The organism is Pseudomonas azerbaijanorientalis (genome assembly GCF_019139795.1).
Taxonomy (GTDB): domain Bacteria; phylum Pseudomonadota; class Gammaproteobacteria; order Pseudomonadales; family Pseudomonadaceae; genus Aquipseudomonas; species Aquipseudomonas laurylsulfatiphila.
The window spans coordinates 144,737-169,292 of sequence record NZ_CP077078.1 but is presented as its reverse complement, the minus strand read 5'-3'; the positions used below and the strand labels follow the sequence as shown (position 1 = coordinate 169,292).

The 24,556-nt window shown below is 58.9% G+C and carries 23 protein-coding genes; 14 read left to right on the top strand and 9 right to left on the bottom strand.

From position 1 onward, the window contains the following. Positions 1 to 20: 20 nt before the first annotated feature. Positions 21 to 1,127, bottom strand: coding sequence for a DNA-processing protein DprA (dprA, locus tag KSS91_RS00785; protein WP_217836768.1), 1,107 nt, complete (start codon positions 1,125 to 1,127; stop codon positions 21 to 23). An 81-nt stretch (positions 1,128 to 1,208) separates the two neighbouring features. Beyond that, a complete protein-coding gene (locus tag KSS91_RS00780) occupies positions 1,209 to 2,033 on the bottom strand; it encodes a peptidoglycan-binding protein (protein WP_217836767.1) in 825 nt (274 codons plus the stop codon). 187 nt (positions 2,034 to 2,220) lie between these two features. Between KSS91_RS00780 and def the strand changes: the two genes are divergently transcribed. The 5 genes from def to KSS91_RS00755 all read left to right on the top strand — a co-directional run bounded on the left by def (position 2,221) and on the right by KSS91_RS00755 (position 6,934). Next, positions 2,221 to 2,727: a peptide deformylase gene (gene def / locus KSS91_RS00775; protein ID WP_007969867.1), complete on the top strand. Its 507-nt coding sequence runs from the start codon at positions 2,221 to 2,223 to the stop codon at positions 2,725 to 2,727. 57 nt (positions 2,728 to 2,784) lie between these two features. Further along, positions 2,785 to 3,744, top strand: a complete 960-nt coding sequence (gene fmt, locus KSS91_RS00770) for a methionyl-tRNA formyltransferase (RefSeq protein WP_217836766.1) — start codon at positions 2,785 to 2,787, stop codon at positions 3,742 to 3,744. Continuing rightward, positions 3,741 to 5,051 carry a 16S rRNA (cytosine(967)-C(5))-methyltransferase RsmB gene (gene rsmB, locus KSS91_RS00765; protein ID WP_217836765.1) on the top strand — a complete coding sequence of 437 codons (1,311 nt, stop codon included), beginning with the start codon at positions 3,741 to 3,743 and terminating at the stop codon, positions 5,049 to 5,051. The genes fmt and rsmB overlap by 4 nt, the downstream gene beginning before the upstream one ends. A gap of 22 nt (positions 5,052 to 5,073) precedes the next feature. Further along, positions 5,074 to 6,450, top strand: coding sequence for a Trk system potassium transporter TrkA (trkA, locus tag KSS91_RS00760; protein ID WP_046042728.1), 1,377 nt, complete (start codon positions 5,074 to 5,076; stop codon positions 6,448 to 6,450). Between the two features lie 166 nt (positions 6,451 to 6,616). Then, positions 6,617 to 6,934, top strand: coding sequence for a tetratricopeptide repeat protein (locus KSS91_RS00755; protein WP_217836764.1), 318 nt, complete (start codon positions 6,617 to 6,619; stop codon positions 6,932 to 6,934). On the opposite strand, the gene KSS91_RS00750 is transcribed toward KSS91_RS00755, so the two are convergent. The 3 genes from KSS91_RS00750 to KSS91_RS00740 form a co-directional block, all read right to left on the bottom strand. Next, positions 6,925 to 7,164, bottom strand: a complete 240-nt coding sequence (locus KSS91_RS00750) for a PilZ domain-containing protein (protein ID WP_217836763.1) — start codon at positions 7,162 to 7,164, stop codon at positions 6,925 to 6,927. The two genes, KSS91_RS00755 and KSS91_RS00750, sit on opposite strands and share 10 nt — an antisense overlap. A 72-nt stretch (positions 7,165 to 7,236) precedes the next feature. Beyond that, entirely contained in the window at positions 7,237 to 8,124 is an 888-nt protein-coding gene (locus tag KSS91_RS00745) for a lysophospholipid acyltransferase (protein ID WP_007969875.1), read from the bottom strand. A gap of 40 nt (positions 8,125 to 8,164) precedes the next feature. Next, positions 8,165 to 8,722 (bottom strand): DNA-3-methyladenine glycosylase I, encoded by a 558-nt coding sequence (locus tag KSS91_RS00740; protein WP_007985082.1) that lies wholly within the window; start codon positions 8,720 to 8,722, stop codon positions 8,165 to 8,167. A gap of 81 nt (positions 8,723 to 8,803) precedes the next feature. Here KSS91_RS00740 and glyQ point away from each other — a divergent pair, with 81 nt between their 5' ends. The 4 genes from glyQ (at position 8,804) to KSS91_RS00720 (ending at position 13,210) form a co-directional block, all read left to right on the top strand. Beyond that, positions 8,804 to 9,757, top strand: coding sequence for a glycine--tRNA ligase subunit alpha (glyQ, locus tag KSS91_RS00735; RefSeq protein ID WP_003187265.1), 954 nt, complete (start codon positions 8,804 to 8,806; stop codon positions 9,755 to 9,757). Then, on the top strand, positions 9,754 to 11,808 hold the full coding sequence (gene glyS / locus KSS91_RS00730) for a glycine--tRNA ligase subunit beta (protein WP_217836762.1): 2,055 nt from the start codon (positions 9,754 to 9,756) through the stop codon (positions 11,806 to 11,808). The genes glyQ and glyS overlap by 4 nt, the downstream gene beginning before the upstream one ends. Positions 11,809 to 11,814: 6 nt before the next feature. Beyond that, positions 11,815 to 12,348 (top strand): D-glycero-beta-D-manno-heptose 1,7-bisphosphate 7-phosphatase, encoded by a 534-nt coding sequence (gene gmhB, locus KSS91_RS00725; RefSeq protein ID WP_217836761.1) that lies wholly within the window; start codon positions 11,815 to 11,817, stop codon positions 12,346 to 12,348. An 82-nt stretch (positions 12,349 to 12,430) separates the two neighbouring features. After that, on the top strand, positions 12,431 to 13,210 hold the full coding sequence (locus KSS91_RS00720; protein ID WP_217836760.1) for a lysophospholipid acyltransferase family protein: 780 nt from the start codon (positions 12,431 to 12,433) through the stop codon (positions 13,208 to 13,210). 372 nt (positions 13,211 to 13,582) lie between these two features. Here KSS91_RS00720 and gyrB read toward each other — a convergent pair whose 3' ends face one another. From gyrB to dnaA, 4 genes are read right to left on the bottom strand one after another with little or no spacing between them, the layout of a single operon-like run. Continuing rightward, positions 13,583 to 16,000: a DNA topoisomerase (ATP-hydrolyzing) subunit B gene (gene gyrB, locus KSS91_RS00715; RefSeq protein WP_007969881.1), complete on the bottom strand. Its 2,418-nt coding sequence runs from the start codon at positions 15,998 to 16,000 to the stop codon at positions 13,583 to 13,585. 5 nt (positions 16,001 to 16,005) lie between these two features. Then, positions 16,006 to 17,109, bottom strand: coding sequence for a DNA replication/repair protein RecF (gene recF / locus KSS91_RS00710; protein ID WP_007969883.1), 1,104 nt, complete (start codon positions 17,107 to 17,109; stop codon positions 16,006 to 16,008). A 20-nt stretch (positions 17,110 to 17,129) separates the two neighbouring features. Then, positions 17,130 to 18,233 carry a DNA polymerase III subunit beta gene (gene dnaN / locus KSS91_RS00705; protein ID WP_007969885.1) on the bottom strand — a complete coding sequence of 368 codons (1,104 nt, stop codon included), beginning with the start codon at positions 18,231 to 18,233 and terminating at the stop codon, positions 17,130 to 17,132. Between the two features lie 39 nt (positions 18,234 to 18,272). Beyond that, the gene (gene dnaA, locus KSS91_RS00700) at positions 18,273 to 19,796 is read right to left on the bottom strand and encodes a chromosomal replication initiator protein DnaA (RefSeq protein ID WP_102700987.1); all 1,524 of its coding nucleotides are present in this window, start codon (positions 19,794 to 19,796) and stop codon (positions 18,273 to 18,275) included. Between the two features lie 566 nt (positions 19,797 to 20,362). Between dnaA and rpmH the strand changes: the two genes are divergently transcribed. From rpmH to mnmE, 5 genes are all read left to right on the top strand, one after another. Further along, a complete protein-coding gene (gene rpmH / locus KSS91_RS00695) occupies positions 20,363 to 20,497 on the top strand; it encodes a 50S ribosomal protein L34 (protein WP_003213577.1) in 135 nt (44 codons plus the stop codon). Between the two features lie 16 nt (positions 20,498 to 20,513). Next, positions 20,514 to 20,915, top strand: a complete 402-nt coding sequence (rnpA, locus tag KSS91_RS00690; protein ID WP_015097448.1) for a ribonuclease P protein component — start codon at positions 20,514 to 20,516, stop codon at positions 20,913 to 20,915. Next, positions 20,908 to 21,153, top strand: a complete 246-nt coding sequence (yidD, locus tag KSS91_RS00685; protein ID WP_010207715.1) for a membrane protein insertion efficiency factor YidD — start codon at positions 20,908 to 20,910, stop codon at positions 21,151 to 21,153. The genes rnpA and yidD overlap by 8 nt, the downstream gene beginning before the upstream one ends. Before the next feature lie 2 nt (positions 21,154 to 21,155). Beyond that, positions 21,156 to 22,835 (top strand): membrane protein insertase YidC, encoded by a 1,680-nt coding sequence (gene yidC, locus KSS91_RS00680; protein WP_015097447.1) that lies wholly within the window; start codon positions 21,156 to 21,158, stop codon positions 22,833 to 22,835. A gap of 79 nt (positions 22,836 to 22,914) precedes the next feature. Further along, positions 22,915 to 24,285, top strand: a complete 1,371-nt coding sequence (gene mnmE / locus KSS91_RS00675; RefSeq protein ID WP_217836759.1) for a tRNA uridine-5-carboxymethylaminomethyl(34) synthesis GTPase MnmE — start codon at positions 22,915 to 22,917, stop codon at positions 24,283 to 24,285. Positions 24,286 to 24,556: the final 271 nt, after the last annotated feature.

Sequence of the window (24,556 nt, the reverse complement as noted above, 5' to 3'; positions counted from 1 at the left end):
ACCGATCTTGTTTATAAAACCTAGCTCACCCGTGCAAACCAGCGCCCGCTTTCGCAAATAGCGCGACCGTCCATTTCAAGTTCCGTCAACGCCGCCAGTACTTTCGGCAAGGCCCAGCCGCTTGCGTCGGACAACGCTTCACTGGTCAGAGGTGCGGCATGCAGCAACTTCAACAGGGGGTGGGTCGTTTCAGGGGTAGAGGATTCTGTGGATAACGGCAGTCGTTGCCAGCCGCGCAAGGCTTCGAGGATATGTTCGATGGTTTCCACCAGCACCGCACCGTCACGAATCAACTGATGGCAGCCGCGGGCACCGGGATGATGGATCGACCCGGGCATCGCAAACACCTCGCGCCCCTGTTCCGCCGCCAGCCTCGCGGTGATCAGTGAACCGCTGGCGACACTGGCTTCGACCACCAGCACTCCGAGGGACAAACCACTGATGATCCGGTTGCGCCGGGGGAAGTTGCCGGCGCTGGGGCCTGCATCCAGCGGAAACTCCGAAAGTACCGCGCTGCCCGAGGCGATCATGGCGTCCGCCAGGCGTCTATTTCTCTGTGGATAAAACTTCTCGAGCCCCGTGCCGAGCACACCGACCGTTTGCCCGCCAATGTCCAGCGCGGCCTGATGTGCGGCGGCGTCAATGCCCAGGGCCAGGCCGCTGGTAATGACAAAACCGGCACCCGCCAGGCTTCGGGAAAACGCGGCAGCGGTGTCCATCCCCGGCCGGGAAGCGCGACGGCTGCCAACCATCGCCAGTTGTGGTTTTTCCAGAATGCCGGGATCGCCGGCGACAAATAACAGCGGTGGTGCATCGCTGATTTGTGCCAGCAGCGCCGGATAGTCCGGTTGGTCCCACATCAGTAAATGCTGGGCCGGATGCTCCAGCCAGGCCAATGCATGACTGGCGCCGTCACGGATCTCAGCGCTACGCCTGGCCTCGGAACAGGCCAGTGGCAAACCCAGCGCGCGCCAGGCACTGGCCGGTGCACTGAGGGCTTTGGATGCCGAGCCGAAGGCTTCGAGCAATTTCTTGAAGCGCGCCTGGCCGAGTTCCGGCAAACGATGCAGGCGTAAACGAGCTTCCAGTTCCGCGGGGGAAACCGGTGTAACGGCAGGCAGCGACATGGATCATCCTTGATCGTTATGAGCACCCGTACAAACGGGAATAAGCTGTGGATAACTCTGTTGGTAACTTGTGAAGCACTTCTATGGATTTCGCACCTTGTCCATCACCGACAGCGAGCGCGAAGCGCTAAGCACCAGCCCATAACTGAGTTTGTCGTAGGTACGGAAAACCATCAGCAGACCGGCGCGCTCATCAGGAATTTTCAACGGCTGACCAGTGATCCGGTCCCGCACTGTTTCGCCGGTTTTCATCACTGCCAGCAGATTGCCTTCGACCAGACCGTCACGCTGCCCCTTGTTCAGCGTAACCACGTCCAACTCGCCGATCTGCGTGACCCCGCGCGGAACATCGATGATCAAACCGTTGATTTCATGGCTCGGTGCCCTGGGCATGAAGTTCGAGTTGATCGCGTGCTCTTCACCACTGAACAAGCGATCGCCGAGGCGGACCTCCTGGGTCGTGCGCTGCAACTCCAGGGTGGCGACGTCACCTTCGATGGCCACGACATCGCCGCCGCCGATGTCGTCGGCATTGATCCCCAGGATTTCCTTGCTCTGCGGATCGGTGTAGACCTTGCCTTGGCGGAAGATACCGTACGCCGGTTTTGCCGGATCGAAATGGCCGCGGGCAAAGATGCGGTCACCCGCGCCGCTGAGCACCCGCTCGGAATCACCAGCGACGATGTAAGGCGCCTTGGTGAAATCCTCGGCCTTGTCGACGATGCGGTTGCTCAGCAGAAAGCTGTTGATCGATTTCAGCGCAATGCCGGGGATAACCTCGGTCACCGGGCTGCTGCGAACCTGAGGCGACAGCTTTATGGTGGGAATATCTTCCCGAAGTTGCACCTGCCCGTACGCCCAACCTGCCGAAGCCAGGAGCAGCAGGGCGAGTAGTGATTTCCTCATGCGGTGAATCCCTTTATTATGTGCATTCGCGTGAAACGCCAGAGCCGTCAGTGGCTCGCTCCCGGCATGCTTGTCAAAACTTGCTTGTCAACAGAAGGGAGCTACGTTTTACAACGGTAGCCTGCATTTCTTCGGACCCGCCAGGCCATCGACCCGACCTTACTTCACACGTGCACTGATCAAGCTTATGGCCATTTTAAACATCCTCGAATTCCCTGATCCGCGTCTGCGCACTATCGCCAAGCCAGTGGCCGTAGTGGACGACGAAGTGCGTCAGTTGGTCGACGACATGTTTGAAACAATGTATGAAGCGCCTGGCATCGGCCTCGCCGCTACCCAGGTCAACGTGCACAAACGTATCGTCGTGATGGACCTCTCCGAAGACCGCACCGAGCCTCGAGTGTTCATCAACCCCGAGCTCGAACCGCTGACCGACGACATGGGCCAGTACCAGGAAGGCTGCCTGTCGGTGCCGGGCTTCTACGAAAACGTCGATCGCCCGCAACGGGTCAAGGTCAAGGCGCTGGACCGCGATGGCAAGCCATACGAACTGATCGCCGAAGATTTGCTCGCGGTGTGCATCCAGCACGAATGCGACCACCTCAATGGCAAATTGTTCGTCGATTACCTGTCCACGCTCAAACGCGACCGCATCAAGAAGAAACTGGAAAAGCTTCATCGCCAGAACGCCTGATGCCCATCTTCAAAGGCTTGCTGCGGCAAGCCTTTTTCTTTTCAAGAGACGTCACCCATGACTGAGCCACTGCGCATTGTCTTTGCCGGCACCCCGGAATTCGCCGCCGAACACCTCAAGGCCCTGCTGAGCAGCCCTTACGAGATCGTCGCGGTCTACACCCAACCGGATCGTCCGGCCGGTCGCGGGCAAAAACTGATGCCGAGCCCGGTCAAGCAGCTTGCTCTGGAGAACAACATCCCGGTACTGCAGCCGCCAACCCTGCGCAACGAAGACGCGCAAGCCGAACTGGCCGCGCTGAAACCGGACTTGATGGTGGTGGTCGCCTACGGCCTGATCCTGCCGCAAGTGGTGCTGGATATTCCTCGCCTGGGTTGCATCAACAGTCACGCCTCGCTGTTGCCGCGCTGGCGCGGTGCGGCGCCGATCCAGCGTGCCGTGCAAGCAGGTGATGCCGAAAGCGGCGTGACCGTGATGCGCATGGAAGCCGGCCTCGACACCGGGCCGATGCTGCTTAAAGTCACTACGCCGATCAGCGCCGAAGACACTGGCGGCAGCCTTCACGACCGTCTGGCCGAAATGGGTCCACCGGCCGTGGTTCAGGCGATTGCCGGCCTCGCCGCGGGTACGCTGGAAGGCGAAGTGCAGGACGACAGCCTGGCCACCTACGCGCACAAATTGAACAAGGACGAAGCTCGCATCGACTGGAGTCGCCCGGCGGTTGAACTGGAGCGTCTGGTCCGTGCCTTCAACCCATGGCCGATCACTCACAGCACCTTGAATGGCGAAGCCCTGAAAGTGCTGGCCGCGAACCTGGCCGAAGGTAAAGGTGCACCCGGTGAAATCCTCAGCGCCAGCAAGGACGGCCTGATCGTCGCGTGCGGCGAGCAGGCCTTGTGCCTGACCCGTCTGCAATTGCCCGGCGGCAAGGCGCTGAACTTCAGCGACCTGTTCAACAGCCGCCGTGAGAAATTCGCCACTGGCACTGTCCTCGGTCAAGCGGCGGACACTCAATGAATCCGCGTCTGGCCGCCGCCAAGGCACTCGCCGCTGTCCTGAACGGAAAAGCCTCGCTCAACAGTTCACTGCCAACGCAGTTGGACAAGGTCGAGGACCGTGATCGCGGCTTCACCCAGGACCTGGCGTTCGGCACCGCGCGCTGGCAGCCACGTTTGTCGGCGCTGGCGGCCAAGTTGCTGCAAAAGCCGTTCAAGGCTGCCGATGCCGATGTCGAGGCGCTGTTGTTGGTCGGCCTCTATCAGTTGCTCTACACCCGCGTGCCGGCCCATGCCGCGATTGGCGAGACGGTCGGTTGCGCCGACAAATTGAAAAAGCCATGGGCCAAGGCCTTGCTCAACGCGGTTCTGCGTAACGCTCAGCGTGAAAGCGAAACGATTTTCGCCGAACTGGAACGCGATCCGGTGGTACGCACCGCCCACCCGCGTTGGCTGCAGAAATCCCTGAAGGCGTTCTGGCCAGAGCAATGGGAAGCCATCTGCGCCGCCAACAACGCGCATCCGCCAATGATCCTGCGGGTCAACCGTCGCCATCACAGCCGGGATGCCTACCTCGGTTTGCTGACCGATGCCGGTATCGCCGCCACACCCTGTGTCTACAGCCGTGACGGTATCGTGCTCGAAGCCGCCGCCGACGTGCGCAGCCTGCCGGGTTTCGGCGAGGGCTGGATCAGCGTGCAGGACGAAGCGGCGCAACTGGCCGCTGATCTGCTCGATCTGGCACCGGGCCAACGGGTACTGGATGCCTGCTGCGCACCCGGCGGCAAGACGTGCCATATTCTCGAAGCCGAGCCAAAACTGGCCGGGGTGGTGGCGGTAGACCTGGAAGCCAAGCGTCTGGTGCGAGTGCGGGAAAACCTCGAACGCCTGAAACTGAGCGCCGAACTGATTGCCGCCGACGGCCGCGACACTCAGGCGTGGTGGGACGGCAAGCCGTTCCAGCGCATCCTGCTGGACGCGCCATGCTCGGCGACGGGCGTGATCCGTCGTCATCCGGACATCAAGCTGACCCGCCAGCCCGACGATATTGCCGCGCTGGCTCTGCTGCAAGGCGAGCTGCTCGACGCCATGTGGAACACCCTGGAAGTCGGCGGCATTCTGCTATATGCCACCTGCTCGACGCTGCCGACCGAGAACACCGAAGTCATCGAAGCGTTCCTCGCCCGCACGCCGGGCGCCCGTGAACTGGACCTCGCCACGGCGGCCGGCATCAAGCAGCCCCATGGCCGCCAGTTGCTTGCCCAGGAAGGCGGCCACGACGGGTTCTACTACGCCAAGCTGATCAAGATCGCCGCCGCGCGCGGTTAAACGGATTCAATGGAGTGACTGGATGAAAATCATCATCCTCGGTGCAGGACAGGTCGGCGGTTCGCTGGCAGAACACCTGGCCAGTGAAGCCAACGACATAACCGTGGTCGATACCGATGGCGAACGCCTGCGCGACCTCGGCGACCGCCTGGACATCCGCACGGTGCAGGGCCGCGGTTCGTTTCCGACCGTGCTGCGCCAGGCCGGCGCCGACGACGCCGACATGCTGGTCGCCGTGACCAACAGCGACGAAACCAACATGGTCGCCTGCCAGGTCGCCCATACCCTGTTCCACACCCCGACCAAGATCGCCCGGGTTCGTGAGGCCGCGTACCTGACCCGCGAAGAGCAGTTGTTCCAGAATGAAGCGATTCCGGTGGACGTGCTGATCAGCCCGGAACAAGTGGTCACCAACTACATCAAGCGTCTGATCCAGCATCCGGGCGCCTTGCAAGTGATCGACTTCGCTGAAGGCAAGGCGCAACTAGTCGCGGTTCGCGCCTATTACGGCGGGCCGCTGGTGGGCCAGCAACTGCGACAGTTGCGTGAACACATGCCCAACGTCGAAACCCGCGTGGCCGCCATTTTCCGCCGCGACCGGCCGATCCTGCCCCAGGGCGATACCGTGATCGAGGCCGACGACGAGGTGTTTTTCATCGCCGCCAAAGCGAACATTCGCGCGGTCATGAGCGAAATGCGCCGTCTCGACGAAACCTACAAGCGCATTGTCATCGCCGGTGGCGGGCAGATCGGCGAGCGTCTGGCCGAGGCCATCGAAAGCCGTTATCAGGTAAAGATCATCGAGATGAACCCGGCACGCTGCCGTCACCTCTCGGACCACCTCGACAGCACCGTGGTTTTGCAGGGCAGCGCCTCGGACCGCGACCTGCTGATGGAAGAGAACATTGCCGACGCCGACCTGTTCCTCGCCCTGACCAACGACGACGAAGCCAACATCATGTCTTCGCTGCTGGCCAAACGCCTGGGCGCGAAGAAGGTGATGACCATCATCAACAACCCGGCCTATGTCGATCTGATCCAGGGCGGCGACATCGACATCGCCATAAGCCCGCAACTGGCCACCATCGGCACCTTGCTGGCCCACGTACGCCGTGGCGACATCGTCAGCGTGCACTCGCTGCGCCGTGGCGCGGCGGAAGCCATCGAGGCGATTGCCCATGGCGATGCGAAATCAAGCAAGGTGATCGGCAAGGCCATCGAGAACATCGGCCTGCCGCCGGGCACCACCATCGGTGCGATTATCCGCGACGAAGAAGTGATCATCGCCCACGACGACACCGTGATCGAAGCGGGCGACCATGTGATTCTTTTCCTTGTGGATAAAAAACATATTCGCGATGTGGAGAAGTTGTTCCATGTGGGGTTGAGCTTTTTCTGATCCGGATTTAGCGCTGGCCTGCCTTTGTAGGAGCGAGCTTGCTCGCGAAGAACCCGAGAGCGACGCGGGGTGTCTGGTTTCCTGCATTATCGTTGACGACCATCGCGAGCAAGCTCGCTCCTACAACAAATCAACGCCTGAAATGCTTCAGGGAAGGAATCCACCGATGATCGAATCCCTGGAAAAAATGCTCGCCAAGGGTGTGGATAACGCTTTGCTGCGCTTCGGCCTGGGCAAGGGTTATCTGGATCTGGGGGAAAACGCCAAGGCGGCGGAGCATTTTCAACGCTGCGTCGAATTCGATCCGAAGTATTCGGCGGCGTGGAAACTGCTGGGCAAGGCCCATCTGGCGCTGGCGGACTCTGCGGCCGCGCGGCAGGCCTGGGAACAAGGCCTGGAAGCTGCTCGCAACCATGGCGACAAGCAGGCAGAAAAGGAAATGACGGTGTTTCTGAAAAAGCTGGATCGCTCCGTTCAGAGATAGCGCAAGCCAATCCCTTCGGCATCCACCAACACCACTTCCATGCGTACTCGCGGTGCGCCTGTGGGTAAGTCTTGCACCTGCCCGTAGACCACCGCGCCCTGAGGCAACGCCGACAGTTTCGGATGCTTGACGTAAACCCCGGTGGTCGACAGGTTGCGCGTCTGGCCCAGGCATTCGCCGATGTTTTCGTGACTGATCTTGATGCGGAATGACTTGCGATGTTCGGACATCTTCTGCGCCCTTTGATGAACGGTTGTGGATAACCCCGAATCCCGGGTTATCCACAGATCATGCCAATTGAATCAATACCAGCGCTCTTCACCCGGTGGCCGCTTCTTGAAGCGCTTCATGCTCCACATGTACTGGCTCGGGTAAGCGCCGACATAACGCTCGACCACTTTACTCATGGCCGCACAGGACTCCGCCGTATCGGTGCTGTACATGGCCTCTGGCGCGGCTTCGAGGATCACTTTGTAGCCTGAACCGTCGGGCAGGCGCAGCGCATGCAGGAACACGCCGACCGCTTTGCCACCGGCGAGCATGTTCGGCACGAATTTGCTGGTCAGTGCCTGGGTGGCGAAGAACGGGACGAAGATCCCGGCGGATTCGGCCGGTTCCGGGTCGGCGGGAATGCCCACTGCACCACCTTTGCGCACTTCCTTGATGACGCTGAGGATGCCTTCCTTGGTGGAAGCAGCGACCTTGTTACCCAGTTGCACCCGCTGCTTTTGCAGCAACTCGTCCACCGCCTTCAATTTTGGCGGGCGGTAGAAAATGATCGGTTTGCACTGGCTGCAATAGAAGTGATTGAGCACTTCCCAATTGCCCAGGTGGCTGGTGATGCCAACCACGCCTTTGCCGGAGGCGAGGGCGTCCTTCAAAATGTCGAGGCCCTCGACCTCGCGCACCAGGTCGATGGAGCGCTGGGCCGGCCAGATCCAGGCGCAGGCGCTTTCGGTCAGGGACTTGCCGATGTCCTTAAGGCTCTGTCCGACTAAACGTTCGCGCGCGGCGGGGTCCATGTCCGGAAAGCACTTGGACAGGTTGATCCGTACCACGTCGCGGGAACGGTTCGGGGTTTTCCACATGACCCAGCCAATCGCCGAGCCCACGGCCTGCACGGCCCGCCACGGAAGCAGGGCAAACAGCCGCAGAGCGCCTACCAGCAAGGCGCCTTTCAACTTATCCACAGGTCACTCCTGATCTTGTGCTGTGCGCGAGGCGGCCATTCTAACCGCCGTTCGCCAACTGCGCGTAGCGGTCGCAGTCCCGAGTGTGATCCATGACCATGCCCGAGGCCTGCATCAGCGCGTAGCAAATGGTCGGCCCGACGAAGGTGAAACCGGCTTTTTTCAGGCCTTTGCTCATTTCCACGGCGGTCGGCGTCACGGCCGGGACTTCGCTGCGGTCCTTGAAATGATTGATCACAGGCGTGCCACCGACGAACGACCAGAGAAACGCCACCGGGTCCTCCAGCGCCAGCCAGGCCTGGGCATTGCGCCGGGCCGCGTTGAGCTTGAGGCGGTTGCGGATGATGCCCGGATCGAGCATCAGTTCGTCGATTTCGGCATCGCTCATCTGTGCCACGCGCTGGACATCAAAACCAAACATCACCTGACGATAATGCTCGCGTTTGCGCAGCACGGTGATCCAGGAAAGCCCGGCCTGGAACCCTTCGAGCAAAAGCAACTCGAACAATCCCTGCGCATCGCGTAGCGGCGTGCCCCACTCCTGATCGTGATAAGCCATGTACAGCGGATCTTCGGAACACCAAAAGCAGCGCGGCATAAGGCTCCAGGGGGCGTGCGCAGCAATGAATCGGGTATACTCCCGCTCTTTAAATCGCAGCCCAAGAAACAGGTGAATTTCGTGAGCCAGCCTACGCCAGCCGTGCGTACCTTCCAAGACTTGATCCTCGCCCTCCAGCAATACTGGGCCGAGCAAGGTTGTGTGGTACTTCAGCCCTACGATATGGAAGTAGGCGCCGGCACTTTCCACACCGCTACATTCCTGCGCGCCATTGGCCCGGAAACCTGGAACGCCGCCTATGTGCAGCCAAGCCGCCGTCCGACTGACGGCCGCTACGGCGAAAACCCGAACCGTCTGCAGCACTACTACCAGTTTCAGGTGGTCCTGAAGCCGAACCCGGACAACTTCCAGGAACTGTACCTGGGCTCCCTCAAGCACGTCGGCCTGGACCCGCTGGTCCACGACATCCGCTTCGTCGAAGACAACTGGGAATCGCCGACCCTCGGCGCCTGGGGTCTGGGTTGGGAAGTCTGGCTCAACGGCATGGAAGTGACCCAGTTCACTTACTTCCAGCAAGCGGGCGGCATCGAGTGCTACCCGGTGACCGGCGAGATCACCTACGGCCTTGAGCGTCTGGCCATGTACCTGCAAGGCGTGGACTCGGTCTACGACCTGGTCTGGGCTGACGGTCCGTTCGGCAAAGTGACCTACGGCGACGTGTTCCACCAGAACGAAGTGGAACAATCGACCTACAACTTCGAACACGCCAATGTCGACAAGCTGTTCGAACTGTTCGATTTCTACGAAAGCGAAGCCAAGCGCCTGATCGAGCTCGACCAGCCGCTGCCGTTGCCGAGCTACGAAATGGTGTTGAAGGCTTCCCACACCTTCAACCTGCTGGATGCGCGCCGGGCAATCTCGGTGACCGCACGTCAGCAATACATCCTGCGTGTACGCACCCTGGCGCGTTCCGTTGCGCAAGCCTACCTGCTGGCTCGCGCCAAGCTGGGCTTCCCGATGGCGACCCCGGACCTGCGTGACGAAGTACTGGCCAAGCTGGAGGCTGCACAATGAGTGCTCTGGATTTTCTGGTTGAACTGGGCACTGAAGAACTGCCACCCAAGGCCCTGAACACCTTGGCCGAGGCGTTTCTTGCCGGTATCGACAAAGGCTTGCAAGCTGCCGGCCTGAACTACGAGACCAAAACCGTTTATGCCGCGCCACGCCGCCTGGCTGTGCTGATCACCTCGCTGGCCACCCAGCAGCCGGATCGCAGCATCAACCTCGATGGCCCGCCACGTCAGGCTGCATTCGATGCCGAAGGCAACCCGACCCAAGCGGCCCTGGGTTTTGCCAAGAAGTGCGGCGTCGAGCTGAGCGAAATCGATCAGAGCGGCCCGAAACTGCGCTACAGCCAGAGCATCGCCGGCAAGCCGACCGCGAGCCTGCTGCCGACCATCGTCGAAGATTCGCTGAACGACCTGCCGATCCCAAAACGCATGCGTTGGGGTGCGCGCAAGGAAGAGTTCGTGCGTCCGACCCAATGGCTGGTGATGCTGCTCGGTGACCAGGTCATCGACTGCACCATCCTCGCCCAGAAAGCCGGTCGCGATTCCCGTGGTCACCGCTTCCATCATCCGCAAAGCGTGCGTATCGGTTCGCCGTCCAGCTACCTGGCCGACCTGCGTGCTGCCTACGTGCTGGCCGATGCCAACGAGCGTCGCGAGATCATCAGCAAGCGCACCGAGGAGCTGGCCACCCGTCAGGAAGGCACGGCAATCGTTCCGCCGGCCCTGCTCGATGAAGTGACTGCGCTGGTCGAATGGCCGGTGCCGCTGGTGTGCTCGTTCGAGGAACGCTTCCTCGACGTGCCGCAAGAAGCCCTGATCACCACCATGCAGGACAACCAGAAGTACTTCTGCCTGCTGGATGCCGACGGCAAGTTGCTGCCACGTTTCATCACCGTGGCCAACATCGAAAGCAAAGACCCGCAGCAGATCATCGCCGGTAACGAGAAAGTAGTTCGCCCACGCCTGACCGACGCCGAGTTCTTCTTCAAGCAAGACAAGAAGCAGAAGCTCGAAGACTTCAACCAGCGCCTGCAGAACGTGGTGTTCCAGGAAAAACTCGGCAGCGTCTACGACAAGGCCGAGCGCGTATCCAGACTGGCTGCGTTCATCGCTCAACGCATCGGCGGCAACGCCGCGTGGGCCGCTCGTGCGGGCCTGCTGTCGAAGTGCGACCTGTCGACCGAAATGGTCGGTGAGTTCCCGGAGATGCAAGGTGTCGCCGGTTACTACTACGCCCTCAACGATGGCGAGCCGGAAGATGTAGCACTGGCCCTGAACGAGCAGTACATGCCGCGCGGTGCCGGCGCTGAACTGCCGTCCACCCTGACCGGTGCGGCCGTGGCCATCGCCGACAAGCTCGATACGCTGGTCGGTATTTTCGGCATCGGCATGCTGCCGACCGGTAGCAAGGACCCGTATGCCCTGCGCCGTGCGGCACTGGGCGTGTTGCGCATCCTGATCGAGAAACAACTGGACCTGGACCTGACCGAGGCCGTGGCCTTCGCCGTGGATGCGTTCGGTACCAAGGTCAAGGCTGCCGGCCTCAATGACTCGGTGCTGGAATTCATCTTCGACCGTCTGCGTGCCCGTTACGAAGACGAAGGCGTCGATGTCGCCACCTATCTGTCGGTGCGTGCCCTGAAGCCGGGTTCGGCCCTGGACTTCGACCAGCGCGTGCAAGCGGTAGAGGCCTTCCGCAAATTGCCGGAAGCCGCTGCCCTGGCCGCGGTGAACAAGCGTGTGTCGAACCTGCTGAGCAAGGTCGAAGGTTCGGTGCCTACAGTCGTGGAAGCCAAGTACTTCGACAATGCCAACGAGTTCTCCCTGTACTCGGCGATCCAGCAGGCAGACCAGGCTGTACAGCCAATGGCTGCTGCACGTCAGTACAGCGAATCCCTGGCACGCCTGGCTGCATTGCGCGAGCCGGTGGATGCGTTCTTCGAAGCCGTGATGGTCAACGCGGAAGACGCGAAAGTCCGCGCCAACCGTTATGCGTTGCTGGCGCGTCTGCGTGGCCTGTTCCTCGGCGTTGCCGATATTTCGTTGCTGGGGTAAGACTGTTTGAAACTGCTGATTCTCGATCGGGACGGGGTGATCAATTACGACTCCGACGCTTACATCAAGTCGGTGGATGAGTGGATTCCACTCCCTGGTTCGATCGAAGCCATCGCGCAGTTGAGCAAGGCCGGCTGGACGGTAGCCGTCGCTACCAACCAGTCGGGCATCGCTCGCGGCTACTACGACCTCGCTACCCTGGATGCCATGCACGAGCGCTTGCGCACGCTGGTAGCGGAGCAGGGTGGTGAAGTCGGCCTGATCGTCTACTGCCCCCACGGGCCGGACGAAGGCTGCGATTGCCGCAAGCCGAAACCCGGGATGTTGAAAAGCATCGCCGCACATTACAACGTGTCGCTGACTGATCTATGGTTCGTCGGCGATAGCCTTGGTGACCTGGAAGCCGCTAAAGCCGTCGATTCACAGCCAGTTTTGGTAAAGACCGGAAAAGGCGAAAAAACCTTGGGCAAGACCTTACCGGCAGGCACCTTGATTTTTGACGATCTGGCGGCGATTGCCGCAGAACTTATCCACAATTAGAGCGTTTTCGAGACTCCTGACCAGGGAGTGATCGGGAGTGTGCTTTATATAGACGGGCAAAGCCCGCACGGTAACCGTCACCATGTTGATACTGCAGGCCATCAGAACCTTCCTCTTTTACCTGCTGCTGGGCACCAGTTCCTTGCTGTGGTGCAGCCTGAGTTTTTTTATCGCGCCGTTTCTGCCGTTCAAGGCGCGCTATCGCTTCATCAACGTGTACTGGTGCCGCTGCGCCTTGTGGCTGAGCAAAGTGTTTCTGGGTATCAGCTACGAAGTGAAGGGTGCCGAGAACGTCCCTGAACGGCCTTGCGTCATTCAGTCGAACCACCAGAGCACCTGGGAGACGTTCTTTCTCTCTGCCTACTTCTCACCGCTGAGCCAAGTGCTCAAACGCGAATTGCTCTATGTGCCGTTCTTCGGTTGGGCCATGGCCATGCTGCGACCGATCGCCATCGATCGCGACAACCCGAAAGCCGCACTCAAGCATGTGGCGCAGAAAGGCGATGAGTTGCTCAAGGACAATGTCTGGGTGCTGATCTTCCCTGAAGGCACGCGCGTTCCTTACGGCACCATCGGAAAGTTCTCGCGTGGTGGCAGTGCATTGGCGGTCAACGCCGAATTGCCCGTGTTGCCGATTGCGCACAACGCCGGCAAGTTCTGGCCGAAAACCGGTTGGGCGAAGAAGCAGGGTGTCATCACCGTGATCATTGGCACACCGATGTATGCCGAAGGCACCGGACCAAGAGCCATTGCTGAATTGAACGACCGGGTCCAGGCCTGGAACGAGCAGATGCAACGGGAAATGGGCTCACTGCCACCGGCTCCGCAAGCTCCGGTTTCAAACGACCAGGTGGCTGTCTGAGATTCTGTGGATAACCTGTGTACCGTTTCATCGAAAACCGTCGTTATTTGTACGTAACTTTATGATTCTTTTACATATTTCTTAGAATGATAAATCCCATAAAAACGTGCATAAGTTTTTTTCGGACGTAAAAAAACCGGCTGATATAGCCGGTTTTTTTATGCCTGTAATGTAGATGCTTCAGGCTGTGTACAAAGCTAGTCGAGAGTGAAACAGGTGGGGAAAAAATCAAAAGATCGCAGCCTTCGGCAGCTCCTGCAGGGATATCAATTTCTGCCTGTAGGAGCTGCCGAAGGCTGCGATCTTTTGACCTCAACAAATAAAAAGGCCAACGCATGAGCGTTGGCCTTTTGTATGGCGGGGCGACCGGAATCAGAAATCCAGGTTGGACACCGCCAGGGCGTTGCTCTCGATGAAGTCACGGCGAGGTTCGACCGCATCACCCATCAGGGTGTTGAAGATCTGGTCAGCGCCAATGGCGTCTTCGATGGTCACTTTGAGCATGCGGCGCGAGCCCGGGTCCATGGTAGTTTCCCACAGCTGATCCGGGTTCATCTCGCCCAGACCTTTGTATCGCTGGATGGTGTGACGCTTGGTGCTTTCGGCCATCAACCACTCAAGGGCTTCCTTGAACTCGGTGACCTGCTTCTTGCGCTCGCCACGCTGGATGTACGCGCCGTCGTCCAGCAAGGTGCTCAGTTGAGCGCCCAGGGAAACCACGGTCTTGTAGTCGTTGCTGCCGAAGAAGTCGCGGTTGAAGGTGACGTAGTTCGACAGGCCGTGGGAGATCAGTTCGACCTCTGGCAGCCAGACGTTACGTTCACGATCTTCACGCAGGCTGGCCTTGTAGACCAGGCCCGACTTCTCGACGGTGCGCAGACGCACTTCGTACTGGGCCAGCCAATCCTGCATCGCTGCGTGATCGGACAGTTGATCCATGCTGACCGCCGGCAGGTAGATGAAGTGCTCGGTCAGTTCCTGTGGGTACAGGCGCGACAGACGCTTGAGGGTCTTCATGACCAGACGGAAGTCGTTCACCAGACGCTCAAGGGCTTCGCCGGAGATACCCGGTGCTTCCTCGTTCAGGTGCAGGCTCGCATCTTCCAGGGCCGACTGCGTCATGTACTCTTCCATGGCGTCGTCGTCTTTGATGTATTGCTCTTGCTTGCCTTTCTTCACTTTGTACAGCGGCGGCTGGGCGATGTAGATGTAGCCACGCTCGATCAGCTCCGGCAGTTGACGGAAGAAGAAGGTCAGCAGCAAGGTACGGATGTGCGAACCGTCGACGTCAGCATCGGTCATGATGATGATGTTGTGATAGCGCAGCTTGTCGATGTTGTACTCTTCGCGACCGATGCCACAGCCCAGCGCGGTGATCAAGGTGCCTACTTCCTGGGAAGAGATCATCTTGTCGAAGCGTGCCTTCTCGACGTTCAGGATTTTACCCTTGAGGGGCAGAATCGCCTGGGTCCTGCGGTTACGTCCCTGCTTGGCAGAGCCGCCCGCGGAGTCACCTTCCACGAGGTACAGTTCGGACAGGGCAGGGTCCTTTTCCTGGCAGTCCGCCAGTTTGCCCGGCAGGCCGGCGATGTCCAGTGCGCCTTTGCGGCGGGTCATCTCACGGGCCTTGCGCGCCGCTTCACGGGCACGTGCCGCGTCGATCATCTTGCCGACGACCAGCTTGGCTTCGTTCGGGTTTTCCAGCAGGAAGTCGGAGAAGTACTTGCCCATTTCCTGTTCGACCGCGGTCTTCACTTCGGAAGACACCAGCTTGTCTTTGGTCTGGGAGCTGAACTTCGGATCCGGTACCTTCACCGAAATGATCGCGGTCAGGCCTTCACGGGCATCGTCACCGGTAGTGGCGACCTTGTGCTTCTTGGCCAGGCCCTCTGCTTCGATGTAGGTGTTCAGGTTACGCGTCAGTGCGGAACGGAAACCCACCAGGTGAGTACCGCCGTCGCGCTGTGGAATGTTGTTGGTGAAGCACAACAGGTTCTCGTTGAAGCTGTCGTTCCACTGCAGGGCGATTTCCACGCCGATGCCGTCTTCACGCTGGATGTTGAAGTGGAACACCTGGTTGACCGGGGTCTTGTTGGTGTTCAGGTATTCAACGAACGCACGCAGGCCGCCTTCATACTTGAACAGCTCTTCCTTGCCGCTGCGCTCATCCTTGAGGACGATACCGACACCGGAGTTGAGGAAGGACAGTTCACGAATCCGCTTGGCCAGGATGTCCCAGCTGAAGTGGATGTTCTTGAAGGTTTCGCTGGAAGCCTTGAAGTGGATCTGCGTACCGGTGGTTTCTGAGTCGCCAACGATTTTCATCGGTTCTTGCGGAACACCGTGGACGTAAGTCTGTTCCCAGATCTTGCCACTACGGCGAACGGTCAGGACCAGCTCTTCCGACAGGGCGTTAACGACCGACACACCCACACCGTGCAGACCGCCGGAAACCTTATAGGAGTTGTCGTCGAATTTACCGCCGGCGTGCAGCACGGTCATGATGACCTCGGCTGCCGAAACGCCTTCTTCTTTGTGTACGTCTACCGGGATGCCACGGCCGTTGTCGCGAACGGTGATGGACTCATCCGGGTGGATGATGATGCTGATGTCGTCGCAGTAGCCGGCGAGCGCTTCGTCGATCGAGTTATCGACCACCTCGAACACCATGTGGTGCAGACCGCTGCCATCGTCGGTATCACCAATGTACATACCGGGACGTTTGCGTACGGCATCCAGGCCTTTCAGCACTTTAATGCTCGTTGAGTCGTACGTATTTTCTTCGCTCAATGCCTTCACTCCCGATGGTCGTGGGTCTGGGTGATACGGCCCTGTTCCACGTGGAACAGAGCGACTGGCGTTTCCGTCTGCCAGCCTTCCCTCAATAATTCGTGATCTACACAGGTGATAAATACCTGGCAGCGTAAGTCTTCCAACAAGCGGCAAAGCGCGCGACGGTGGTGCTCGTCCAGCTCGGACGGCAAGTCATCCACCAGATAAATACACTGACCGCGTCGAGCCTGACTGACCAGGTGCCCTTGGGCAATCCGCAATGCGCAAACCACCAACTTCTGCTGGCCACGGGACAAGATGTCCGCGGCGTTATGTGCGCCCAGTCTGAGACGCAAATCAGCACGTTGTGGTCCGGCCTGGGTATGCCCCATTTGCTGGTCCCGCTGCAGAGACCCGGCGAGCACAGCACTCAGTTCACGGTCCTTGTCCCAGCCGCGGTAATAGCTGAGCGTCAAGCCTTCAAGCTCAACCAGTTCGCTCAAGGTTTGTTCAAAGACTGGTTTCAAGGCTTTGATATAAGCGCGGCGGTATTCATCAATTTCAGCGCTGGCCTGGCACAGTTCCCTGTCCCAAACCGCTTGCGAAACGGCGTCAAGTGTACCATGCCGCAGCCAAGAGTTTCTCTGGCGCAGGGCCTTCTGCAGGCGCTGCCAGGTTGACATGAAGCGCGGTTCCACGTGGAACACGCCCCAATCGAGAAACTGTCGGCGAATCTTCGGCGCGCCTTCCAGCAATCGAAAGCTGTCAGGATTGATCAGTTGCAGTGGCAGGATTTCCGCCAGTTGCGCGGCGCTGCGGGCGTTCTGCCCATCGATACGGATCTGGAATTCGCCTTGGCGATCCCGCGAAATGCCCAGTGCGCTGTGCCCACCCTCCGCCAGTTCAACCTGGCCAAAGACGGTGCACGCCAGTTGCTCGTATTGAATGACCGGCAACAGTCGGGTGCTACGAAACGAACGGGCAAGCCCCAGCAGATGGATGGCTTCCAGAACACTGGTTTTGCCGCTGCCGTTGGCGCCGTAAAGGATATTGATGCGTGGGGAGGGGGAGAAGGTCACCGGGTGCAAATTGCGCACCGCGGTGACCGAGACGCGACTTAAGGACATCTAGCTTCTGCTGGGCATGATTACAGACGCATCGGCATGACAACGTAGGCCGAGTCGTCGTTATCCGATTCCTGCACCAGCGCACTGCTGTTGGAGTCGGACAGGATCAGACGAACCTGCTCGGTGGTCATCACGCCCAGCACGTCGAGCAGGTAGCTCACGTTGAAGCCGATTTCCAGAGAGCCACCGTTGTATTCAACGCCCACTTCTTCTTCCGCTTCTTCCTGCTCCGGGTTGTTCGCCTGAATCTTCAGCTGACCGCTGGCCAGTTGCAGACGGATACCACGGTACTTCTCGTTGGACAGGATCGCGGTACGGCTGAACGCTTCGCGCAGCGCCTGGCGATCGCCCAGTACCAGCTTGTCGCCGCCTTTTGGCAGAACGCGTTCGTAGTCCGGGAATTTGCCGTCGACCAGTTTCGAGGTGAAGGTGAATTCACCGGTGGTGGCGCGGATGTGGTGCTGACCCAGAACGATGCTGACATTGCCATCCGGCTCGGTGAGCAGGCGTGCCAGTTCGAGGATACCTTTGCGCGGTACGATGACCTGGTGACGATCCGGTTGGCCGATATCGGCCTGCATCGAGCACATGGCCAGGCGGTGACCGTCGGTGGCCACGGCGCGGATCACACCAGCGGAAACTTCCAGCAACATGCCGTTGAGGTAGTAACGCACGTCCTGCTGGGCCATGGCGAAGCTGGTGCGCTCGATCAGACGGCGCAGCTTGCTTTGCTCCAGGCTGCAGGTCAGCGAGCCCGGGCCTTCTTCCACGGTTGGGAAGTCGTTGGCCGGCAGCGTCGACAGGGTGAAGCGGCTACGGCCGGCCTTGACCACAAGCTTCTGCTCATCGACCTTGATGTCGATCAGCGCATCGTTTGGCAGGCTCTTGCAGATGTCCATCAGCTTGCGCGCAGGCACGGTGATGGAACCCGGATCCGCCGGCTCTTCGAGTTGAACACGACCAACCAGCTCGACTTCCAGGTCGGTACCGGTCAGCGACAATTGCTGGCCTTCGACAACCAGCAGCACGTTGGAGAGCACCGGCAAGGTCTGGCGGCGTTCGACGACGCCTGCGACCAGTTGCAGGGGTTTCAACAGGGCTTCGCGTTGAATGGTGAAATGCATGGTCTAGTCCCTTGCCTTAATTAGCTGCGCTGGTGTTCATCAAGTGGTCAGTGTACGCAGCAGGTTCTTGTAGTCCTCGCGGATGTCCGCGTCGGATTCCTTAAGTTCGTTGATCTTGCGGCAGGCGTGCAAAACTGTCGTATGGTCGCGGCCGCCAAACACGTCGCCGATTTCCGGCAGGCTGTGGTTAGTCAACTCTTTGGACAAGGCCATTGCAACCTGACGCGGACGTGCGACCGAGCGAGAACGACGCTTGGACAGCAAGTCGGAGATCTTGATCTTGTAGTACTCGGCGACGGTGCGCTGAATGTTATCCACAGAGACCAGTTTATCCTGCAACGCCAACAAGTCCTTCAGGGACTCGCGAATCAACTCGATGGTGATATCGCGCCCCATGAAGTGCGAGTGGGCGATCACGCGTTTGAGCGCGCCTTCCAGCTCACGGACGTTGGAGCGAATACGCTGGGCAATGAAGAACGCGGCGTCATGCGGCAGCTCGACCTTGGCCTGATCGGCCTTCTTCATCAGGATCGCCACGCGGGTTTCCAGCTCCGGTGGCTCGACCGCTACGGTCAGGCCCCAGCCAAAGCGGGATTTGAGGCGTTCTTCAAGGCCTTCGATTTCTTTCGGGTAGCGGTCACTGGTGAGAATGACCTGCTGGCCACCTTCGAGCAGGGCGTTGAAGGTGTGGAAAAACTCTTCCTGGGAACGCTCTTTACGGGCGAAGAACTGAATGTCATCGATCAGCAACGCATCCACCGAACGGTAGAAGCGCTTGAATTCGTTGATCGCGTTCAGTTGCAGGGCCTTGACCATGTCCGCCACGAAACGCTCGGAATGCAGGTACACCACCTTGGCGTTCGGGTTCTTCTTTAATAGGTGGTTACCCACAGCGTGCATCAAGTGGGTTTTACCCAGGCCGACGCCACCATAAAGGAAGAGCGGGTTGTAACCGTGCTTGGGGTTGTCGGCCACCTGCCAGGCGGCGGCGCGTGCCAACTGGTTGGATTTACCTTCGACGAAATTCTCGAAGGTAAAGGTGCGGTTCAGGTAACTGGTGTGCTTGAGCGCACCTTCGACTTGCACGGTACGTTGCTCGGCACGAACCGGGGCCTGTTGCGAACTGGCGCCGGCCATCGGATCGAAGCTGTCACGGGAAGGTTCTTCCTCGGTGACCTCGGCCATTTTTTGCGTGGCGCGCTTGGTCGAAGCCGCAGCAGGTGCTGGCGGCGGCGGACTGGCGGGGGTTTGAGCAGCCTGGGCCTGGGAAGCGGCGGCTGCCAGGGGAGCATTTGGCGCGGCACGCGGTGCCGAACTGCGTTTGCTGCCTATTAATAAGGAAAGCGCAGGCGCCATGCCATTGCCGTGCTCATCGAGCAATTCGAGAACACGCCCCAGGTACTTTTCGTTGACCCAGTCCAGAACAAAACGATTGGGTGCATAGACACGCAACTCGTCGCCTTCGGCTTCGACCTGTAGTGGACGGATCCAAGTGTTGAATTGTTGGGCAGGCAGCTCATCGCGCAGAAGCTCCACGCACTGCTGCCAAAGTTCCACTGACACGGATATCCCCTAAGTTGAAAGCCGGTGAGGCAAAAACAAGCGGCCATTGTAGCGACCAGACGCCGACTTATCCACACGAAGGTGGTTCATCGACCAAGAAGAATCGCCGTTTCATACGCAAAAAAGACGACCAGTGGTCTGTGCATAAGCTCTGTGGATAACCGGGGTTAAGGTCATTGCACAAGTGGGAGCGAAACTCGGTGGATAACCGGCCTGTGGATAAACCGGCTTTCCACACACAGGTTATCCGATAGCGCAGCACAGGCTGAACACGGTTTTCCACTGTAGTTGTCATTCTCTGTACAGCAGGTAAAACAAGGGTCAAAGGCACTTATCCACAGAAGGGTCCGGGCCTAGCTTTTATAAGCTTTACAGAAAAGCTTTAAATACTTTCCTTTCTTATTTTTATATTTACCCGCGGTTCGTTCAGCGCAAAAGGGCTGGAGATCTATTTATAAGGAAACGCTGGTTGGAAATTGACCTGAAGGCTTGCTTTCTCTAGAATCCCCGGTCTCTTAAAACGGGGGCCATTCCGGCCCGTTGTGGACGAACCAGGTAACACGACAATGAAACGTACTTTCCAACCAAGCACTATCAAACGCGCTCGTACCCACGGTTTCCGTGCTCGCATGGCTACCAAGAACGGTCGTGCCGTACTGTCGCGTCGTCGCGCCAAAGGTCGTGCGCGTCTGGCAGTTTGATAAGCCGGCACTGGAGGTGAGTCAGGACTTCAGTCGGGAAAAGCGTCTGCTTACTCCCCGGCATTTCAAGGCAGTCTTTGACTCCCCTACCGGCAAGGTTCCGGGGAAAAATCTCCTGCTCCTTGCGCGCAACAACGATCTTGATCACCCCCGTCTCGGGTTGGTTATCGGGAAAAAGAGCGTAAAGCTCTCCGTCGAGCGCAATCGCCTCAAACGTCTGATGCGCGAATCGTTTCGTCTGAACCAGGATTCACTGGTCGGCTGGGACATTGTTATCGTCGCGCGCAAAGGTTTAGGTGACGTAGAAAACCCCGAATTGATTCAGCATTTCGGCAAACTCTGGAAACGCCTGGCTCGCAGTTCGCCGGTACCAGCAGTCAAAACCGAAACTGTAGGGGTAGACAGTCCAGATGCGTAAACTGGCACTCGTTCCGATCCAGTTTTATCGCTATGCCATTAGTCCCCTGATGGCCAGTCACTGTCGTTTCTACCCCAGTTGTTCCTGCTACGCGTTAGAAGCCATCGAAAATCATGGCCTTCTTCGCGGTGGCTGGCTGACCTTTCGTCGTTTAGGTCGCTGTCATCCGTGGAATCCCGGTGGTTATGACCCGGTTCCACCTATCCCTACCTCCCGTTCTTCTTCGATGGCCGAGTAATCATGGATATCAAACGCACGATCCTGATCGTCGCCCTGGCAATCGTGTCCTACGTTATGGTTCTTAAATGGAACCAGGACTATGGCCAGGCTGCCCTGCCGACTCAGAATGTTGCCACCAATACGACTGCATCGGGCCTGCCGGATACGGCATCTGGCTCCAACGCTTCCGCCAGTGACGACATTCCACGTGCTGCTAGCGACACCAGCGCACCTGCCGAAACACCGGTGGCTGTGAGCAAGGACCTCATCCAGATCAAAACGGATGTACTGGACCTGGCTATCGACCCACAAGGTGGTGATGTTGCCCAGTTGACCCTGCCGCTGTATCCGCGTCGTCAGGATCACCCGGAAATTCCGTTCCAGCTGTTCGATAACGGCGGCGAACGTACTTATCTGGCACAAAGCGGTCTGATCGGCACCAACGGTCCGGATGCAAATCCGGCCGGTCGTCCGGTTTACTCCTCGGAGAAGAAGGTTTATCAACTGGCTGACGGTCAGGACCAATTGGTCGTGGACCTGAAGTTCAGCAAGGACGGCGTCAACTACATCAAGCGTTTCACCCTGAAACGCGGCCTGTATGACGTAACCGTTTCCTACCTGATCGACAACCAGAGCGCCCAGCCCTGGACCGGTGCGATGTTCGCCCAGTTGAAGCGTGACGCCAGCGCCGATCCTTCGTCGACCACGGCGACCGGCACCGCGACTTACCTGGGCGCCGCCCTGTGGACAAGTTCGGAGCCGTACAAGAAAGTGTCCATGAAGGACATGGACAAGGCGCCGGTGAAAGAAACCGTCACTGGCGGTTGGGTTGCCTGGTTGCAGCACTACTTCGTGACCGCATGGATTCCGGCCAAGGGCGAAAACAACGTCGTCCAGACCCGAAAAGACAGCAAAGGCAACTACATCATCGGCTACACCGGCCCATCGATGAGTGTTGCCCCGGGTGCCAAGGCCGAGACCAGCGCTGTTCTGTACGCAGGCCCGAAAAGCCAGGCCGTGCTGAAAGAGTTGTCCCCAGGTCTGGAACTGACCGTCGACTACGGCATTCTGTGGTTCATTGCCCAGCCAATCTTCTGGTTGCTGCAACATATCCACGCGCTGGTCGGTAACTGGGGCTGGTCGATCATCTTCCTGACCATGCTGATCAAGGGGATCTTCTTCCCGTTGTCGGCTGCCAGCTACAAATCCATGGCGCGCATGCGTGCAGTGGCACCGAAACTGGCCGCGCTGAAAGAGCAACATGGCGATGACCGGCAGAAAATGTCGCAAGCCATGATGGAGCTGTACAAGAAAGAGAAGATCAATCCGCTGGGTGGTTGCTTGCCAATCCTCGTGCAGATGCCGGTTTTCCTCTCGCTGTACTGGGTTCTGCTGGAAAGCGTTGAAATGCGCCAGGCGCCGTTCATGCTGTGGATTACTGACCTGTCGATCAAGGATCCGTTCTTCATTCTGCCGATCATCATGGGTGCAACCATGTTCATCCAGCAGCAGTTGAACCCGACTCCTCCGGATCCGATGCAGGCGAAGGTCATGAAAATGATGCCAATCATCTTCACCTTCTTCTTCCTGTGGTTCCCGGCGGGTCTGGTGCTGTACTGGGTAGTGAACAACGTATTGTCTATCGCCCAACAGTGGTACATCACTCGTAAGATCGAAGCGGCTGCCAAAGCAGCTGCCTGATTTACACTGTGGATAACCACTCAAGACGCCCCCTAGTGGGGCGTTTTGCTATCTGTCACTTTTGTCTGGATACCGGTTTATGAGCGTTCCTCGTGAAACCATCGCCGCCGTCGCCACCGCTCAAGGTCGTGGCGGTGTAGGCATCGTGCGTATCTCCGGGCCGTTGGCCAGCGTTGCGGCCAAGGCTTTCAGTGGTCGTGATCTCAAACCGCGATTTGCCCACTACGGTCCCTTTTTCGGTGAACACGACGAGGTGCTGGACCAGGGCATCGCGCTGTATTTTCCGGGGCCAAACTCGTTTACCGGCGAGGATGTGCTGGAACTCCAGGGACATGGTGGCCCGATTGTTCTGGATATGTTGCTCAAGCGCTGCCTGGAACTGGGTTGCCGGCTTGCCCGGCCGGGGGAATTCAGCGAGCGTGCGTTCCTCAACGACAAGCTTGACCTGGCCCAGGCCGAGGCCATTGCCGACTTGATTGAAGCCAGTTCTGCCCAGGCTGCGCGAAATGCGTTGCGCTCCCTGCAAGGTGCTTTCTCGTCACGTGTGCATAACCTCACCGAGCAATTGATCGGCCTGCGCATCTACGTCGAAGCGGCCATCGATTTCCCGGAAGAGGAAATCGACTTCCTCGCCGATGGCCATGTCCTGAGCATGCTCGACAAAGTGCGCGACGAGTTATCCACTGTCATGCGTGAAGCCGGGCAGGGTGCCTTGCTGCGAGACGGCATGACAGTGGTCATTGCCGGTCGTCCGAATGCCGGTAAATCCAGCCTGCTCAATGCACTGGCCGGGCGCGAAGCAGCGATCGTGACTGAAATTGCCGGCACCACCCGGGACGTACTTCGGGAACATATCCACATCGATGGGATGCCGCTGCATGTGGTGGATACCGCCGGTCTGCGCGATACCGATGATCATGTGGAAAAAATCGGCGTGGAACGTGCCTTGAAAGCCATCGGTGAAGCGGATCGGGTACTGCTGGTGGTCGATGCCACCGCGCCGGAAGCCCTCGATCCGTTCGCACTGTGGCCGGAATTTCTCGAAACCCGTCCCGATCCCGCGAAAGTTACCCTGATCCGCAACAAGGCCGACCTTACGGGCGAAACCATTGCCATGGAGATCAGCGACGACGGCCACGTCACCATCAGCCTGAGCGCCAGGTCCGGAGGTGTCGGTCTGGAGCTGCTGCGTGATCACCTCAAGGCCTGCATGGGCTACGAGCAAACGTCCGAAAGCAGCTTCAGTGCTCGCCGGCGCCACCTGGAAGCGCTACGTCATGCCAGTACTGCCCTTGAGCATGGTCGTGCCCAGTTGACCCTGGCCGGTGCTGGCGAGTTGTTGGCCGAAGATCTGCGCCAGGCTCAGCAGTCGCTGGGAGAAATCACCGGCGCCTTCAGCTCTGACGATCTGTTGGGGCGAATTTTCTCCAGCTTCTGTATCGGCAAGTAGCCCTCCTGGTATTCACAGACAGGCCGTTCGTGCCTGTCTGCTCTCTCTTTTTCTGAATAACCCCTCCAGTGCCGAGCGGACTTTGCCTGCTTGAGCGGAATTCTCGTGCCTGAATTTCGGGCAAACGACACTTTTCTGTGGATTAAGCCCTGTGAATAACCGCCGCTAAGGTCAGTTGATAACAGGGCCTGAAAACTGAACATAACCGCCTCTGTGGATAACAACCCCTTTCATCCACAGGCTTACACCGGTTATCCAAGGGCCTCATTGG

Coding starts and splice junctions, on each gene's coding strand:
- dprA (WP_217836768.1), bottom strand. CDS start 1,127: ATGTCGCTGCCTGCCGTTACACCGGTTTCCCCCGCGGAACTGGAAGCT.
- KSS91_RS00780 (WP_217836767.1), bottom strand. CDS start 2,033: ATGAGGAAATCACTACTCGCCCTGCTGCTCCTGGCTTCGGCAGGTTGG.
- def (WP_007969867.1), top strand. CDS start 2,221: ATGGCCATTTTAAACATCCTCGAATTCCCTGATCCGCGTCTGCGCACT.
- fmt (WP_217836766.1), top strand. CDS start 2,785: ATGACTGAGCCACTGCGCATTGTCTTTGCCGGCACCCCGGAATTCGCC.
- rsmB (WP_217836765.1), top strand. CDS start 3,741: ATGAATCCGCGTCTGGCCGCCGCCAAGGCACTCGCCGCTGTCCTGAAC.
- trkA (WP_046042728.1), top strand. CDS start 5,074: ATGAAAATCATCATCCTCGGTGCAGGACAGGTCGGCGGTTCGCTGGCA.
- KSS91_RS00755 (WP_217836764.1), top strand. CDS start 6,617: ATGATCGAATCCCTGGAAAAAATGCTCGCCAAGGGTGTGGATAACGCT.
- KSS91_RS00750 (WP_217836763.1), bottom strand. CDS start 7,164: ATGTCCGAACATCGCAAGTCATTCCGCATCAAGATCAGTCACGAAAAC.
- KSS91_RS00740 (WP_007985082.1), bottom strand. CDS start 8,722: ATGCCGCGCTGCTTTTGGTGTTCCGAAGATCCGCTGTACATGGCTTAT.
- glyS (WP_217836762.1), top strand. CDS start 9,754: ATGAGTGCTCTGGATTTTCTGGTTGAACTGGGCACTGAAGAACTGCCA.
- KSS91_RS00720 (WP_217836760.1), top strand. CDS start 12,431: ATGTTGATACTGCAGGCCATCAGAACCTTCCTCTTTTACCTGCTGCTG.
- recF (WP_007969883.1), bottom strand. CDS start 17,109: ATGTCCTTAAGTCGCGTCTCGGTCACCGCGGTGCGCAATTTGCACCCG.
- dnaN (WP_007969885.1), bottom strand. CDS start 18,233: ATGCATTTCACCATTCAACGCGAAGCCCTGTTGAAACCCCTGCAACTG.
- rpmH (WP_003213577.1), top strand. CDS start 20,363: ATGAAACGTACTTTCCAACCAAGCACTATCAAACGCGCTCGTACCCAC.
- yidD (WP_010207715.1), top strand. CDS start 20,908: ATGCGTAAACTGGCACTCGTTCCGATCCAGTTTTATCGCTATGCCATT.
- yidC (WP_015097447.1), top strand. CDS start 21,156: ATGGATATCAAACGCACGATCCTGATCGTCGCCCTGGCAATCGTGTCC.
- mnmE (WP_217836759.1), top strand. CDS start 22,915: ATGAGCGTTCCTCGTGAAACCATCGCCGCCGTCGCCACCGCTCAAGGT.